This window comes from Bradyrhizobium sp. ORS 278, assembly GCF_000026145.1.
GTDB lineage: Bacteria > Pseudomonadota > Alphaproteobacteria > Rhizobiales > Xanthobacteraceae > Bradyrhizobium.
On sequence record NC_009445.1, the window covers coordinates 7006332 to 7021111 of the forward strand.

At 66.6% G+C, this 14780-nt stretch carries 13 protein-coding genes and 1 pseudogene; 7 read left to right on the forward strand and 7 right to left on the reverse strand.

Annotation, left to right across the window (positions count from 1 at the left end; genetic code table 11):
• Positions 1 to 142: 142 nt before the first annotated feature.
• The 6 genes from BRADO_RS31330 to BRADO_RS31355 all read right to left on the reverse strand — a co-directional run bounded on the left by BRADO_RS31330 (position 143) and on the right by BRADO_RS31355 (position 5358).
• Complete coding sequence (locus BRADO_RS31330; RefSeq protein ID WP_012030213.1) at positions 143 to 1789, reverse strand: lysine--tRNA ligase; 1647 nt, start codon at positions 1787 to 1789, stop codon at positions 143 to 145.
• Positions 1790 to 1971: 182 nt separating this feature from the next.
• Positions 1972 to 2862, reverse strand: a complete 891-nt coding sequence (locus tag BRADO_RS31335) for a transporter substrate-binding domain-containing protein (protein ID WP_012030214.1) — start codon at positions 2860 to 2862, stop codon at positions 1972 to 1974.
• Between the two features lie 103 nt (positions 2863 to 2965).
• Positions 2966 to 3559, reverse strand: a complete 594-nt coding sequence (locus BRADO_RS31340) for an SCO family protein (RefSeq protein ID WP_012030215.1) — start codon at positions 3557 to 3559, stop codon at positions 2966 to 2968.
• Between the two features lie 19 nt (positions 3560 to 3578).
• A complete protein-coding gene (locus tag BRADO_RS31345; RefSeq protein ID WP_012030216.1) occupies positions 3579 to 3764 on the reverse strand; it encodes a hypothetical protein in 186 nt (61 codons plus the stop codon).
• A 168-nt stretch (positions 3765 to 3932) separates the two neighbouring features.
• Positions 3933 to 4457: a hypothetical protein gene (locus BRADO_RS31350; RefSeq protein WP_012030217.1), complete on the reverse strand. Its 525-nt coding sequence runs from the start codon at positions 4455 to 4457 to the stop codon at positions 3933 to 3935.
• A 541-nt stretch (positions 4458 to 4998) separates the two neighbouring features.
• Positions 4999 to 5358: a hypothetical protein gene (locus tag BRADO_RS31355; protein ID WP_012030218.1), complete on the reverse strand. Its 360-nt coding sequence runs from the start codon at positions 5356 to 5358 to the stop codon at positions 4999 to 5001.
• A 142-nt stretch (positions 5359 to 5500) separates the two neighbouring features.
• Here BRADO_RS31355 and BRADO_RS31360 point away from each other — a divergent pair.
• From BRADO_RS31360 to BRADO_RS31390, 7 genes and pseudogenes are all read left to right on the forward strand, one after another.
• Positions 5501 to 6040, forward strand: a pseudogene (locus BRADO_RS31360) (long-chain fatty acid--CoA ligase); the annotation flags it as partial.
• Positions 6041 to 7196: 1156 nt separating this feature from the next.
• On the forward strand, positions 7197 to 8153 hold the full coding sequence (locus BRADO_RS31365) for a LacI family DNA-binding transcriptional regulator (RefSeq protein ID WP_012030220.1): 957 nt from the start codon (positions 7197 to 7199) through the stop codon (positions 8151 to 8153).
• A gap of 123 nt (positions 8154 to 8276) precedes the next feature.
• Positions 8277 to 9779: a sugar ABC transporter ATP-binding protein gene (locus BRADO_RS31370; protein WP_012030221.1), complete on the forward strand. Its 1503-nt coding sequence runs from the start codon at positions 8277 to 8279 to the stop codon at positions 9777 to 9779.
• Between the two features lie 50 nt (positions 9780 to 9829).
• On the forward strand, positions 9830 to 10882 hold the full coding sequence (locus BRADO_RS31375) for an ABC transporter permease (protein ID WP_041757192.1): 1053 nt from the start codon (positions 9830 to 9832) through the stop codon (positions 10880 to 10882).
• 95 nt (positions 10883 to 10977) lie between these two features.
• Positions 10978 to 12078 (forward strand): substrate-binding domain-containing protein, encoded by a 1101-nt coding sequence (locus BRADO_RS31380; RefSeq protein ID WP_012030223.1) that lies wholly within the window; start codon positions 10978 to 10980, stop codon positions 12076 to 12078.
• Between the two features lie 489 nt (positions 12079 to 12567).
• Positions 12568 to 12906 carry a hypothetical protein gene (locus BRADO_RS31385; protein WP_035638303.1) on the forward strand — a complete coding sequence of 113 codons (339 nt, stop codon included), beginning with the start codon at positions 12568 to 12570 and terminating at the stop codon, positions 12904 to 12906.
• 27 nt (positions 12907 to 12933) lie between these two features.
• The gene (locus tag BRADO_RS31390; protein WP_012030224.1) at positions 12934 to 13836 is read left to right on the forward strand and encodes an SMP-30/gluconolactonase/LRE family protein; all 903 of its coding nucleotides are present in this window, start codon (positions 12934 to 12936) and stop codon (positions 13834 to 13836) included.
• A gap of 24 nt (positions 13837 to 13860) precedes the next feature.
• On the opposite strand, the gene BRADO_RS31395 is transcribed toward BRADO_RS31390, so the two are convergent.
• Positions 13861 to 14742, reverse strand: a complete 882-nt coding sequence (locus BRADO_RS31395) for an NAD(P)-dependent oxidoreductase (RefSeq protein WP_012030225.1) — start codon at positions 14740 to 14742, stop codon at positions 13861 to 13863.
• Positions 14743 to 14780 lie beyond the last annotated feature (38 nt).

Sequence of the window (14780 nt, forward strand, 5' to 3'; positions counted from 1 at the left end):
GGCCTCCGAGCCGGGACAAATACCGCGGGATGCTGATTGGTTTGCGAGGTGGCGGAGATCCTCCGCCAAACTCGATCCGGTGGTCATGGGTCCCGGCTCGGAGGCCGGGACGACACCGTTTGTGTAATGACCAGCGTGGGCCTCACGCCGAACGCGCCAGCGCGCCGTCGATCATGCTGACCGCATTGCCGATGCCATACACCGCGACGAAGGAGCCGAAGCGCGGGCCCTTCTCCTGGCCGAGCAGCACCTGGTAGAGCATGTTGAACCAATCCAGCGACACGCCGGGCCGGCCATCCTTGCCCTTCTTGACGTGGTCGAGGAACGGCTCGCGCCGGCCGATCTCGTAGACCACGTTCTGGATGTCCTCGGCCGCTGCCTCTGCCGGCAGGTTGGACAATGCGTCGCGCAGATCCTGCAGCGCCACGCGTTCGCCCTCGGTCGGCTCGCGGAACGTCTTGGTCGGCGCGACGAAGTCGCGATAGTAGTTGATGGCGTAGCCGACCATCGCATCGAGCTTCGGATGCGTCTGCGGCGTCACGCCCGGCCGGTAGCGGCCGATGAAGCCCCACAGCGTCTCGGCATTCTCCGCGTTCGACGACGACACCAAGGTCAGCAGCAACTGGAACGTCACCGGCATGTCAGCCTTCGGCGGCTTGCCGGAATGGATGTGCCAGACGGGATTGCCGAGCTGCTGCTTGGCATCCTGCCGCGGAAAACCTTCCAGGAACTGCTGATAGTCGTCGACGTTGCGCGGGATGACGTCGAAATACAGCCGCTTCGCCGCCTTGGGCTCGCGATACATGAACAGCGACAGCGATTCCGGCGAGGCGTAGCGCAGCCATTCGTCGATGGTCAGGCCGTTGCCCTTCGACTTCGAGATCTTCTGGCCCTTCTCGTCGAGGAACAGTTCGTAGTTGAAGCCCTCCGGCGGCGTGCCGCCGAGCGCCGCGCAGATCTTGCCCGACAGCTTCACCGAATCGATCAGGTCCTTGCCGGCCATTTCATAGTCGACGCCGAGCGCGAACCAGCGCATCGCCCAGTCCGGCTTCCATTGCAGCTTGCAATGGCCGCCGGTGACCGGAACGGTCATGCGCTCCTTGGTCTCGGGATCGTCATAGGAGATCGTGCCGGCCTTGGCGTCGTGCTCGACGATCGGCACGTACAGCACGAGGCCGGTGCGCGGGCAGATGGGCAGGAACGGCGAGTAGCTGGCCGCACGCTCCTCGCGGAGCGACGGCAGCATGATCGCCATCACCTTCTCCAGCCGCTCCAGCATGCGCAGCAGCGCCGCGTCGAACTTGCCGGAGGTGTAGTACTCGGTCGAGGAGGCGAACTCGTAGTCGAAGCCGAACGTGTCGAGGAACGCGCGCAGCCGGGCATTGTTGTGCGCGGCAAACGACGGATATTCGTTGGAGAACGGATCCGGGACGCGCGACAGCGGCTTGCCCAGATGGCTCGCCAGCATCTCCTTGTTCGGCACGTTGTCCGGCACCTTGCGCAGGCCGTCCATGTCGTCGGAGAAGGCGATGAGGCGCGTCTTGATCTTGTCCTCGGTGAGCACGCGGAAGGCGTGGCGCACCATGGTGGTGCGCGCGACCTCGCCGAAGGTGCCGATATGCGGCAGGCCGGACGGTCCGTAGCCGGTCTCGAACAGCACCTCGTCCTTCGGCGCCTTCTTCAGCCGGTTGACGATCGCCTTCGCCTGCTCGAACGGCCAGGCGTTTGAATTCTCGGCGAGCGCGCGCAGGTCGCTCGGGCTGGTCGGTGCGAGATCGATCGTGGACATCTGACAGTACCGGTTCAAAGCAGCAGAATTGACACAAGGCGTCATCGCGAGCGAAGCGAAGCGATCCAGAGTCTCACGCGCGGCTCTGGATTGCTTCGTCGCTCCGCTCCTCGCAATGACGGTGGATGCGGAGCGATGGTGGGTTCGGCGCGATGCGCCATATCCACCGGGCAGGTGAAACTCTAGAACGGGCTGATCGAGAAATAGCGCAGCCACAGGTCCGTGTAGCGGCCTTTTTCCCAGACCCGGAACAGCGCCCAGTTCAGGGCCTGGCGCAAGAGGTCATTGCCCTTGCGCACCCCGATCCCGACGCCCTCGCCGAAATAGCGGCTTTCGACGAAAGGTCCACCGGAAAACGCGCAGCAATCGGCGGAATCGGTGCCGTTCACCCAGAACGCCAGCGAGATGCCGTCGCCGAAGATCAGGTCGACCTCGCCCCGGCGCAGCGCCAGGCGCAGCGCGTCGTCGTTCGGATAGGGCTTGATCTCGGCGTCGGTGAACATCGCCTTGAGGTAGGCCTCATGCGCCGTGCCGGCGACCGCGCCGATCTTCTTGCCCTCGAGCAGCTCCGGGCGGATCTCGGCCATGACGCCGTCCCGGCGCGACACGAAGCGGGCCGGCGCCCGGTAATAGGGGTCGGAGAAATCGAGCCGCGCCCGCATCTGCGGCGTCACCGCCATCGAGGCGATGATGGCGTCGCCGCGGTTCGAGGTCACCGCGTCGATCAGGGTCTCGAAGCGGCGCATCTGCACGGTACAGGTGACCTTGATCTCGTCGCAGATCGCCCTGGCAAGGTCGACGTTGAAGCCAGCCGGATTTCCGTCCGGGCCGGTGAAGTTGAACGGCGGATAGTCGGTCTCGGTCAGGAAGCGGATCACCGTCAGGCGCGACAGGTCGGGCCGCTCAGGGCGTCGGCGCGGATCCCAGAAGCCGGGCACGGCCTGCGGTGCGGCCTCGACGGCCGGACGAACCGGTGCCTGGGCACGCGCTGCCGGGCCGGCAAGACACAGCAGCGCGGCCGCAAGCGTGGCCGGGCGGATCAATCGTAGGCATGGTGACAGGGCGGTCGGCATCAGCGGTCCCGAGGGTCAGCGCGCCTTATAGACCATCCCGGCGCAAATTCGAGGCTGGAATGGGCACAGCGGCCCACTGCCTCGGGCTTCAGCGTTAATGCGCTTAGAGGTATTTCTTCAGGTCCGCCGCGGCTTCCTCGGGCGTCCGCTTCAAATTGAACGGCGCGACGAAGCGGCCGTTGCGGTCCATCAGATAGACCAGCGCGGTGTGGTCCATGGTGTAATCGCCGTCCTTGAGCGGAACCTTCTTGGCGTAGACCCGGTACTCGGTGAGCACCTTGGCCAGCACCTCGGGATCGCCGGTCAGGCCCTTGAGACGCGGATCGAAGCTGGAGAGATAGTCCTTCATCGTCGCCGGATTGTCGCGCTCGGGATCGACCGAGATGAAATAGGCATTGACGCCGTCGCCGTCCTTGCCCATCGCGCGCAGCACCTCGGAGATCTCGAACAGCGAGGTCGGGCAGACGTCCGGGCAATGGGTGAAGCCGAAGAAGATCAGGGTCGGCCGGCCCTCGAGGCTCTTCTCGGTGACGACGGCGCCGGTCTGGTCGGTGAGCTGGAACGGGCCGCCGATCGCGGCCGGCGCGGCGATGTTGCGGCCGCCGCCCATGACCAGGAACATCAGCGAGAGGCCGACCACGAGGCTGGCCGCGAAGGCTCCGACGATCACCAGCGGACGGGTGGCATTGGACGGCATGCCGTATTCCTTCTCTCTCTCAGAAGCAGGCGCTGAAACCGGCGGCGATCATCTCGAAGAACACCGCGGTCCCATACGTCGCCCACAGCATTGCGGCGCCGGCGACGAGCACGACACCGATGGTCCCCGCCACCATCGCCAGCACAGAAGCGACGGAACGGTCGGGAGCCGATGGTATCTCTTGCGGCGCTGAAAGCGGCTGCATGATGGCGTGCTCATCCGGCGGAGTGAATGGCCGGAAATGGCACAAGCCACGGCCCGCCTTCCGAGCTCTGAGATAGGCCGCGCCGGCGGGCGAGGCAAGCGCCGAGGCGCCTGTCGAGGTCACAGGGTGGGGAGCGCACTCAAACGGGGGCCTGGAGCGGCCGCCAGGTCAATGCGAGGCGGAGGCCTTGGCGGCGGCCGGGGAGATCTCCGGAGCGTTCGGGGCCACCTGCGGCGCCGACGGCGAGGAAGCCTGGGCGTCCATGTAGCAGGGCTTGTACATCGCCTGCAGCTCCCTGCCCTTCAGGAAGATCATCCGCGGGGTCAGGCCGCCACGCTGCGAGATCCAGCGCCGGATCGGCGACGGATACATCGAGTACAGCATCTGCGTCGCCTCGGGATTGGTGACGGCCCGGCCGTTGGCGCCAAAGTCCCAGGCGGCATGGAAGCCGAGATTGGCATGCGAGGTGACGCAGATCTTGTCGTGCGGAATGGCGCCGAGCACGATGGTGCAGGCGGAGGCGCACAGGCCGTCGATGATCACATACTCGCCGGAGGAGCGCAGGCCCTGGTATTTGTCGACATAGGTGCCGATCCGGCCGCCGCGATCGTCGGCGATGCGGACCACGGCATGGCTCGCACCGACGCCGGACAGCAAGAGAACAACCGCGAGCAACCCCGTCCAGAATTTCATGTCGAGCCCCAGTTCAACCCGGCGAAGCCGATCTGACCGACTTTGAGACAAGTCCCTTGCGCCGCGTCGTGTGTGATGCGCGTCGTGTGGTGCTTGGAACTGCGAAGGACCTTGCAATCACGAGCCCTCCCCAGAACCGGAACGCGAAAGCCAAATCCAAATCGCCCACGCAGCGTGTTGCGAGATCGTGTTTTTGTCCAGGACGGCGCAGCAGCACGAGCCAAATTCAGGGGAAGTGTTGCAGGGCCGCTGCACCGCCGGTTGCCACCGGGAAAATATCGCCTCACTCTGGTTCCGAGAATGGCAGTCGCGCCACGAGCGCGGCGACAGGCCGGCATGATTCGCCCACGAGCGCGGCTTTCGGATCACGGCGGCGCAGCAAAGCCCGTGGAATCACGGGACCCGTCGGCAACAGGGGGCGGCCGGTCCTGCCGGCACCGGGCTCGGCGCCGCCGATGCGCGCGCGACGCACCGGGTCGATCGGCAGCGAGCCCGCACCGCCGTCGCGGGCCGATGGTCTTACACGCCGTCGGACGGCGAACTAATCGTTGGGAAGACGCACCGTCGCGCCGAAGGTGACGAGCGGCGCATCGGCCGCGACGAGTTGGATCTGCCGCGACGGCACTTCCTGATAGCTGCCGTCTTCAGTCTTTCTTAACTCATATTGCCAGACCGTTAACGGCTCGCCGCGGGACAGCGCGTTGCGGATCCGGCTCGCGCCACGTCCGGGCAGCTTGAGCAGATCGTCACGCATCATGCCGATCATCATCGGGCTGTCGCCGCGATGCAGCTCGAAGAACACCATGCGATTGGGCTTGGCCTGCGGCTTGAACACCGTATCCGCCGTGAACAGGACCAGACAGATCGCCACCGCGATCAACTTCCAGGTATCGGACAACATGCGACGCAAATCCCCCGCATCGTCTCTGCGCGCAGCGGCGTAGGCCTTGCGCGCGGAGACGGCAACTTACAGTTTGGTCATGCCAAATGAGATGACCTCGGACGTAATCGATTCGACGCGCGAGCGGCGCAATCATCGCCTCCATTGGCACAAGCCCGAGGAGACCGCGCGCGTGAAGGAGGTCGACGGCTGGCTGCACACCGGCGATCAGGCCCGCATCGACCACGGGCGCATCACCATCACCGGCCGGATCAAGGACATCCTGGTCACCTCGACCGGCGAGAAGATTGCACCCGCCGATCTCGAAACGGCGATCCTGACCGACCCTTTGTTCGAGCAGGCCATCGTGATCGGCGAGAACCGGCCGTTCCTCGCCGCGATCGTCGTGCTCAATCCCAAGGGCTGGGCCGAGCAGCAGGCGCGCCTCGCCGCCCACGGCCAGCGCGGCAGCGAGGCCGAAGCCGCCTCCCTGCTCCGCCACATCGCCCGCGCCGTGAAGGCCTATCCGTCCTACGCCACGCCGAAGGCGGTGCATTGGACCCTGGAGCCGTGGACCATCCAGGCCGGCCTGATCACGCCCACCCTGAAGAACAAGCGCCCGGCGATCGAACGGACCTTCGCGAAGGAGATCGAAGCGATCTACGCGAAGCGCCCGGCGGCCTCACCACACGCGACGCCGTAGGGTGGGCAAAGAGGCGCACGTGGCAACGCCGCGGGCGCATCGTGCCCCCCGTTTTCCCGGTCGCAACGGTGGGCACGCGCCGCCTTGCGGCGTCGCTTTGCCCACCCTACGGCAACGCACCTCCAAAGATCGACGACTTCCGTGAAAAATAAATATCTTTCATTTTTTCGGAAATCATGATTATCTCCAACTCATCCCGGCCCGCGAGAGGGGCGCTTCGCGATCGTCACGAGACGTGGGGCCGGAGATGCGGTGGCCGTGAGCGTGCTGCAGCGGGCGTGATGCCCGACGACGAACAGTGCCTTGCGGACGTGAAGACGCGTGGTCCTGGCGCCCCGAAGCTGGCGCCAAGTCCTCGGGTGATGATCCCGAGGGCGACGGTGGCTAAACAGCCGGACACCGGGGAGAGCGCGCCATAAGCGTGAAAACCATCGCGCGGGGAATGCCGGGTGTCCTCGGCTGAACCTGTGGTGACTGCCGCCTGCTTTTTTTGCTGCAGGCGGGCCATGGGTGCGGCCAGCGCCCGGCATTCTCCGCGCCCTCTCCTCGTTCGAGGGCGGAACGACCGGCAAGCCTCGGACGCATCGGCGCCGCGAGAGGGCGATGACACGTGTCCCGACGATCACTCCTCCTGGATCGCCCCTCCCCTGCCGTTTCTGTCCTCGCGGACGTTCGGGAGCGCTTCCCCCACATTCCGCTGTCGTCCCTGCGAACGCAGGGACCCATACCGCGGAATCTCGCGGGTGAACCGGCACTCCCAGTCATCGTCCCAAAGGGGCCGGTGGTTATGGGTCCCTGCGTTCGCAGGGACGACAGCGGGGCTAGACGAGGGACCGGGCCCTCACCATCGTCCTGTCGAGCGCCCGCATGGGCGGCTGCCCGTGCCGCGATTGCCCTTTTCCGCATGCGATCGTCCCAACCGCCAGGCAGCCCTTGGACCGCCGTCGGACCCGATTGTTATCGATATCGTAAGCGATGTATCCTCTCCCGGCCCGCCGAAGCCCTGCGCGATCGAGATCCATTCGGCGTGGGCGGCGCGCACGCGACGAGAAGACCGAATGAGATGAAGCCCACACGCCCGACCACCCGACCGATCCCGAAGCGGGCCGCAACCATGGCGGAGGTGGCGGCGCGGGCGGGCGTGTCGGCGATGACGGTGTCGCGCGCGCTCAAAAGCGATGGCGCCGTCTCCGAGGAGACGCGGCGCAGGATCCTCGCCGCTGTCGACGAGCTCGGCTACGTGCTCGACCTCTCCGCCGGCGCGCTGTCGTCGAAACGCACCGGCTTTGTCGCCGTGCTGGTGCCCTCGATCAACAATTCCAACTTCTCCGACACCGCCCGCGGCATCACCGAGGTCATCGAGGGCCAGGGCCTGCAGATGCTGCTCGGCTACACCGACTACGACATGGAGAAGGAGGAGCAACTGGTCCAGGCGATGCTGACGCGCCGCCCCGACGGCATCATCGTCACCGACGGGCGGCACACGCCGAAGGCGCGGCGCATGCTGCAATCCGCCGGAATTCCCGTCGTCGAAACCTGGGATTTGCCAGCGGATCCAATCGATCATGTGGTCGGCTTCTCCAATGCCGAGGCGTCGCGCGCACTCGTCCACCGGCTCTATCAGAAGGGCTATCGCAACATCGGCTTCATCGGCGGCGCCAGCCGGCGCGACACCCGCGGCGCCGACCGCAGGCTCGGCTACACCCGCGCGGTCGAGGAGCTCGGGCTCCCGGTCGGCCGCACCATCTCGTTCGGCAACCCGCCGATCTCGATGGAGCAAGGCGGCCAGGCCATCGTGCATCTGGTGCAGCAATGGCCCGATGTCGACGCCGCCGTCTGCGTCTCCGACCTCTCCGCCTTCGGCGCGATCATGGAGTGCCATCGCCGCGGCTGGACGGTGCCCGGCCGGATCGCGATCGCCGGCTTCGGCGATTTCGAGGTGTCGCGCTGCGCCTGGCCGCGCATCACCACCGTCACTGTGGATTGCCGCAACATCGGCCGCGAGGCCGGCCGCGTGCTTCTGAATGCGCTCGACGACGTCCAGCACGACCGCACGCCGGCGCCCTCGACCCTGATCGTGCCGTTCGAGGTCATCGAGCGCGAAAGCACCTGATCCGCATGGCTTGACAGGGTCTTGGGGACCGCTACGATGTTATCGATAACAAAAATCGATCAGGGCTGGGCGGCGGTCGGGGTGTCCTCGCCGTCAGCGCAAGCCGGCCCGGGAGGATGAGCGATGGCGTCGGCAGCGCTGCGCTTCGAGGGAATCGTCAAGTCGTTCGGCGGCACGCGCGCGCTCAAGGGCGTGAGCTTCGACGTCGGCCGCGGCGAGATCGTCGCGCTGCTCGGCGAGAACGGCGCCGGCAAATCCACCCTCATCAAGGTGCTCGGCGGCATCCACCGCCCGGACGCCGGCGCGGTGACGATCGCCGGCCAGCCCTATCAGCACGCCCCCGGCGGCCGCAGCGGCGACCATCAACCGGTGGCCTTCATCCATCAGGATCTCGGCCTGATCGAATGGATGAGCGTCGCCGAGAATGTCGGCCTCGCCCAGGGCTTTCCGCGCAAATCGCTGTTCGGCCTGATCGACTGGCGCGCCGCGGAAGCGCGCGCGACGAAGGCGCTGGCGCTGGTCGGCTGCGACATCGATCCGAGCACGCGGGTGTCGAGCCTGTCGCGCACCGAGAAATCGCTGGTCGCGATCGCCCGCGCCCTGGTCGTCAATTGCGATTTCCTGGTGCTCGACGAGCCCACCGCCAGCCTGCCCGCCGACGAGGTCGAGCGGCTGTTCACCGCACTCAGGCGGCTGCGCGCGCAGGGCGTCGGCATGATCTATGTCTCGCACCGGCTCGACGAGATCTTCCGCATCGCCGACCGCGTCGTGGTCTTACGCGACGGCGAGCTGGTCGGCGAAACCGCGATTGCCGCGACGTCGCCGGAGGAGCTGGTGCGGCTGATCGTCGGCCGGCCCCTGGTCGACATGTTCGAGAAGGCCGCCGCGCACACCGGCAAGACCCGCGTCACGGTGCGCAACCTGATCACGCCCAAGGCCGGCCCGGTGAATTTCGAGGTGCGCGAGGGCGAGCTGCTCGGCCTCGTCGGCCTGCGCGGCGCCGGCCAGGAGGACGTCGGACGCGCGTTGTTCGGCGCAGTGGCGCATCGCGGCGAGATCCACATCGATGGCGCTGCGCCCGATCTGTCGAGCCCGGTCACGGCGATGTCCAGCGGCATCGGCCTGGTCGCGCGCGACCGCACCGAGGAGTCGATCGCCGCCTCGCTGTCGATCCGCGAGAACGCCTTCCTCAATCCCGGGGCGTCAGGGCGCGGCCTGTTCGACGTGCTGACGCCAGGGCGTGAAGCGGAGGAGGCCGTGAAGCTCGGCGCCCAGGTTGGCCTGCGGCCGAACGATCCGCATCTCGCCATCGAGGGCCTGTCCGGCGGCAACCAGCAGAAGGTCGTGGTCGGACGCTGGCTCGCAACCGGGCGCCGGCTGCTGGTCGCCGAAGATCCGACCGCCGGCGTCGATGTCGGCGCCAAGGCGGAGATCTACCGGCTGATCGCGCGCGCCATCACCGCGGGCCTCGCCGTGGTCGTGGTCTCCACCGATTTCGAGGAGGTCGCGCATATCTGCCACCGCGCGCTGGTGTTCAACCGTGGCCGGATCATCGCCGAGATCGCAGGCGACGCGCTGACGACGGAAGCGCTGATCACTGCCGCCTCGGCCTCCGAGGCCGCGTAAACAAAGTCGGAGCGGGCCGCTCAGAGCTCGCCGGGAGGAACGGGATGGGAATGAACTCGATCGAGTCGAATGCGCTGGAGCCGACGCGCGCCGATCTCGCCGGCGCCTCGCTGCCGCAGAAGTTCTCGCGCATGCTGCCGGTCTACGGCCTGCCGATCATCACGGTGGGGCTGATCGTGCTGTTCTCGCTCCTGCTGCCGAACACCTTCCCGACGCTGCTGAACCTGCGCTCGATCATTTCCGACAAGTCGATCATCGCGATGCTGTCCCTGGCGGCGATGATCCCGATGGCCGCCGGCAAGATCGATCTCACCGTCGGCTACGGCATCGTGCTCTGGCACATCCTTGTCATCAGCCTGCAGACGTCACTCGGCCTGCCCTGGCCCGCCGCCGTGCTCATCGTGATCGCGCTCGGCGCCATCACCGGACTGCTCAACGGCCTCCTCGTCGAGGTCGCCCGCATCGACAGCTTCATCGCCACGCTCGGCACCGGCACCGTGCTCTATGCGCTGGCGCTGTGGCACACCGGCGGCCGCCAGGTCGTCGCGATGCTGCCGGAAGGCTTTCTCGCACTCAACGGCCAGATGATTTTCGGCCTGCCGATCACCGGCTTCTATGTGCTCGCGCTGGCGCTGGCGATGTGGCTGGTGTTCGAATATCTGCCGCTCGGCCGCTACATCTACGCGATCGGCGCCAATCCGAAGACGGCCGCGCTGAACGGCATTCCGGTGCAGCGCTTCACCGTCGGCGCCTTCATGACCTCGGGCGCGCTGACCGCCGTCACTGGCGTGCTGCTGGCCTCGAAGCTGCGCATCGGCCAGGCCAGCGTCGGCCTCGAATATCTGCTGCCGGCATTGGTCGGCGCCTTCCTCGGCTCCACCACGATCAAGCCTGGCCGCGTCAATGTCTGGGGCACCATCATCGGCGTCGCCGTGCTCGCGGTCGGCATCGCCGGTATCCAGCAGTTCGGCGGTTCGTTCTGGGTCGAGCCGCTGTTCAACGGCGTTACTCTGCTCGCGGCGATCGGCATGGCCGGCTACGCCCAGCGCAAGCGCGGCGCAGTCGCCAAGCTGCCGATGGGAGCGCCTGAGCCGAAAGGATGAACGAATTTCGAGAGGACTACGTGGCCGGCGCGGCGCCGGTCGCGACAACAAGTCCGGCTTTCGACCGGACCCGCATCACACCAGGGAGACTATCCATGTTGCACACATTGCTACGAACCGGCGCCATCGCCGCCGGTCTCGCCTTCGGCCTGTCAGCCGTCCACGCCGATCCGCTCGGCGACGCCAAGGCCTATATCGAGAAATACGCCTCGAAGGTCGACAAATGGGACGGCCCGACCACCGGTCCGAAGATCGCCAAGGGCAAGACCATCGTCGTGCTCGCCTCCGACATGAAGAATGGCGGCGTCCTCGGCGTCACCAAGGGCATCGAGGAGGCCGCCAAGGCCGCCGGCTGGACCGTGCGCACGCTCGACGGCGCCGGCTCGGTGTCCGGCCGCACCGCGGCGTTCGGCCAGGCGATGACCCTGAAGCCGGATGGGCTCGTGATCTGCGGCTTCGACGCGGTCGAGCAGAAGCCGGGCATGGAGGCCGCCAAGGCTGCGAAGATTCCGATGGTGTCGTGGCATGCGGCGCCCGTGATCGGACCGGTCGCGGACGCCGGCGTGTTCGCCAACGTGACCACCGATCCGATGGCCGTCTCCACCGCCGCCGCCAACTGGGCCTTCGTCGACGCCAACGGCAAGCCCGGCGTGATCATCTTCACCGACTCGACCTATGAGATCGCGATCGCCAAGGCCAAGAAGATGAAGGAGGTCATCGAAGGCCTCGGCGGCAAGGTGCTCGAATGGGTCGACACCCCGATCGCCGAGACCTCGACGCGCATGCCGCAGCTCACCACCTCGCTGCTGCAGAAGCACGGCGCGGCGTGGACGCATTCGCTGGCGATCAACGACCTCTACTACGACTTCATGACACCGTCGCTCGCCGCGGCCGGCATCAAGGGCACCGGGGCGCCGGTCAACGTCGCCGCCGGCGACGGCTCCGAGAGCGCTTATCAGCGCATCCGCTCCGGCTCCTACCAAGCCGTGACGGTTGCCGAGCCGCTCAACCTGCAGGGCTGGCAGCTGGTCGACGAACTGAACCGCGCCATCGCCGGAGAGAAGTGGTCCGGCTACGTCTCGCCGCTGCACGTGGTGACCAAGGCCAATGTCGAGTTCGACGGCGGCCCGACCAACACCTTCGATCCCGGCAACGGCTATCGCAACGCCTACAAGAAGATCTGGGGGCTCGAGTAACAGCTCTCCAGCAAGGTCATCGTGCAGCGCCGGTCTCGGCGCTGCAGAACGAGTCAGTACAACGAGGCTGCAAACCTGTCCTCCCCTCCGTACGCAAATGCACCAAGATTGCTTCCTCCGTCATTGCGAGCGTAGCGAAGCAATCCAGGGTGGCGGGCGGGACTCTGGATTGCTCCGCTTCGCTCGCAATGACGGAGGAAAGACCATGGCTCCCTCTCCACGAGCTCGCTGTTCGTCGCTAACGTGCAGCGCCACGCTCGAAACTCACCCCTCATGGTGAGGAGCGTCGCCCTCGCGAAGCGTCTCGAACCATGAGGCCCCAAGCCGCATGGTCTGGGCCTCGCCCTTCGAGACGCCCGCCTTGGGCAGGCTCCTCAGGGTGAGGGGTGACGGTGGTGCAGGGCGACACAGGTTGCGAGTTACACATTCCCGGCGGCCGGCACCACACCGGCCGCCGATCCCCTTTCTCCTACCGACGAGCAGATGCCGATGTACATCCGTTGCGCTTTCTTCAATGGCCGCGTGAAGCCCGGCCGCGAGGCCGAGTTCACCGCCTATGTCCGCGACAAGCTGGTGCCGCTGTGGACGCGCTTTCCCGGCGCCGAGGAGGTCCGCGTGCTGCGCCAGGAGGACAGCGACAGCGATGCGCAGCGCTATGAGATGGTGCTGGCGATCCGCTATCCCTCGCATGCGGCGATCGAGCAGGCGTTGGCCTCACCGGTGCGCGCGGAGAGCCGCGAGGTGACCGGCGGATTGATGGAGATGTTCGACGGCTCGATCTTCCACACCGTGTTCAAGGCCGACGATTTCCCGCTGCCGACCGACTGATCGCATCTAGCCGGAGAGCTCGACGCCATGAGCACCTACGACATCCGTGACCCGCGCTTCAACGCCCTGATCATCGGCCATGCCAAGCTGGAAAAGCTCTGGACCGGCTGCCGCTGGGCGGAAGGCCCCGTCTATGTACCCGCCGCAAAATCGCTGCTGTGGTCGGACATTCCCAACGACCGCATTATGCGCTTCGACGAGACCGACGGCTCCGTGTCGGTGTTCGAGACACCGTGCGGCTATCACAACGGCCATACGCGCGACGCGCTCGGGCGCGTGATCGCCTGCGAACATGGCGGCCGGCGCATCTCGCGGCTGGAGCACGACGGCAACTGGACCGGGCTAGTCGACCAGTTCGAGGGCAAGCGTTTCAACTCGCCGAATGATGCTGTGGTGAAGTCGGACGGCACGATCTGGTTCTCCGATCCGACCTACGGCATCGACAGCGCCTATGAGGGCCACGCGGCCAAAAGCGAGATCGGCGCCAGCAACGTCTATCGGTTCGATCCGGCCAGCAACGCCGTCTCGGCCGTCGTCACCGACATGGTCAAGCCGAACGGCCTCGCCTTCTCACCCGACGAACGCCTGCTCTATGTCGCCGACACCGGAGCAACGCACGTCCCCGACCTGCCAGCCGTCATCCGCGTCTATGACGTGGCGGCAACGGGCACGGAGGTCGGCAAAGGCCGGGTCTTCGCAACCTCGCCAGCCGGCTTCTTCGACGGCTTCCGCGTCGATCGCGGCGGCAACATCTGGACGTCGACTGGCGATGCGGTCGCGATCTACGCGCCCGACGGCATGCTGATCGGCCGCATCCCGGTGCCCGAGATCGTCGCCAACGTCACTTTCGGCGGCCCGAAGCGCAACCGGCTCTACATCACCGCGCAGACGTCGCTCTACGCGATCTTCGTCAACGCCCATGGAACCTAGATGGGACTAACTGACGCGACACGATCATTCGGGCGGCGTTCGCGCCGCCCAATATTCCATCAGCGCGGCCTGGTCCATCGCGCCGAGCCCGACCGCCGTGAGCAGCCGATGGATCTCGGCGCAAACGGCGGTCATCGGCATCGCGATTCCGGTCTGCCGCGCAAGATCCTGCGCGCCATTGAGATCCTTGACCATGTTGTCGATCCGCCCAGTCGGACGATAGTCGCGCGTCACGAACCGAGGCATGTATTCCTGCAGGATGGCGCTATCAGCTCGCCCGCCGCGCAGCGCCTGCGGGATCTTCGCCGCATTGACTCCGGCCGCCTGCGCCAGCGCGGTCGCCTCGGCCACCGCCATGAAGTTGAGGCCGCACAGCACCTGGTTGATCAGCTTTGTAACCTGCCCCGCACCGCTCGGCCCCATATGCGTGTAGTTCGACGCGACCTCGGCCAGCACCGCGCGGGCGTCGGCGACATCGGGAGCCTCGCCGCCGGCCATGCAGGTCAGTTGGCCGATCGCGGCCTTGGGCGCGCCGCCCGAGAGCGGACTGTCGACCCAGCGCAGGCCTGCAGCCGCGGCATCCGCCGCGAGCGCGCGCGTCGCGTCGGGATCGATCGAGGACATATCGATGATGAGCGTGCCCTTGCGCGCGCCAGCGGCGACACCGTCCGTGCCGAATACGGCTGCGCGCACGATCTTAGGCGAGTTGAGGCTGAGGATGACGGCACTGGCTTCCGCTGCCGCCTTCGCGGCCGAAGCAGCGGCGGTTGCCCCCTGCGCAACGAGCGCCGCGATTTTGGCCGCATCGAGATCGAACACGACGAGGCGGGTTCCGGTCTGCGCCAGCCGCGCCCCGATCGCTCCCCCCATGGCGCCTGCGCCGATCAATGCGACAACACGACTCATGACGGCACTCCGCAAGCAACACGGGGGATGAGACGACA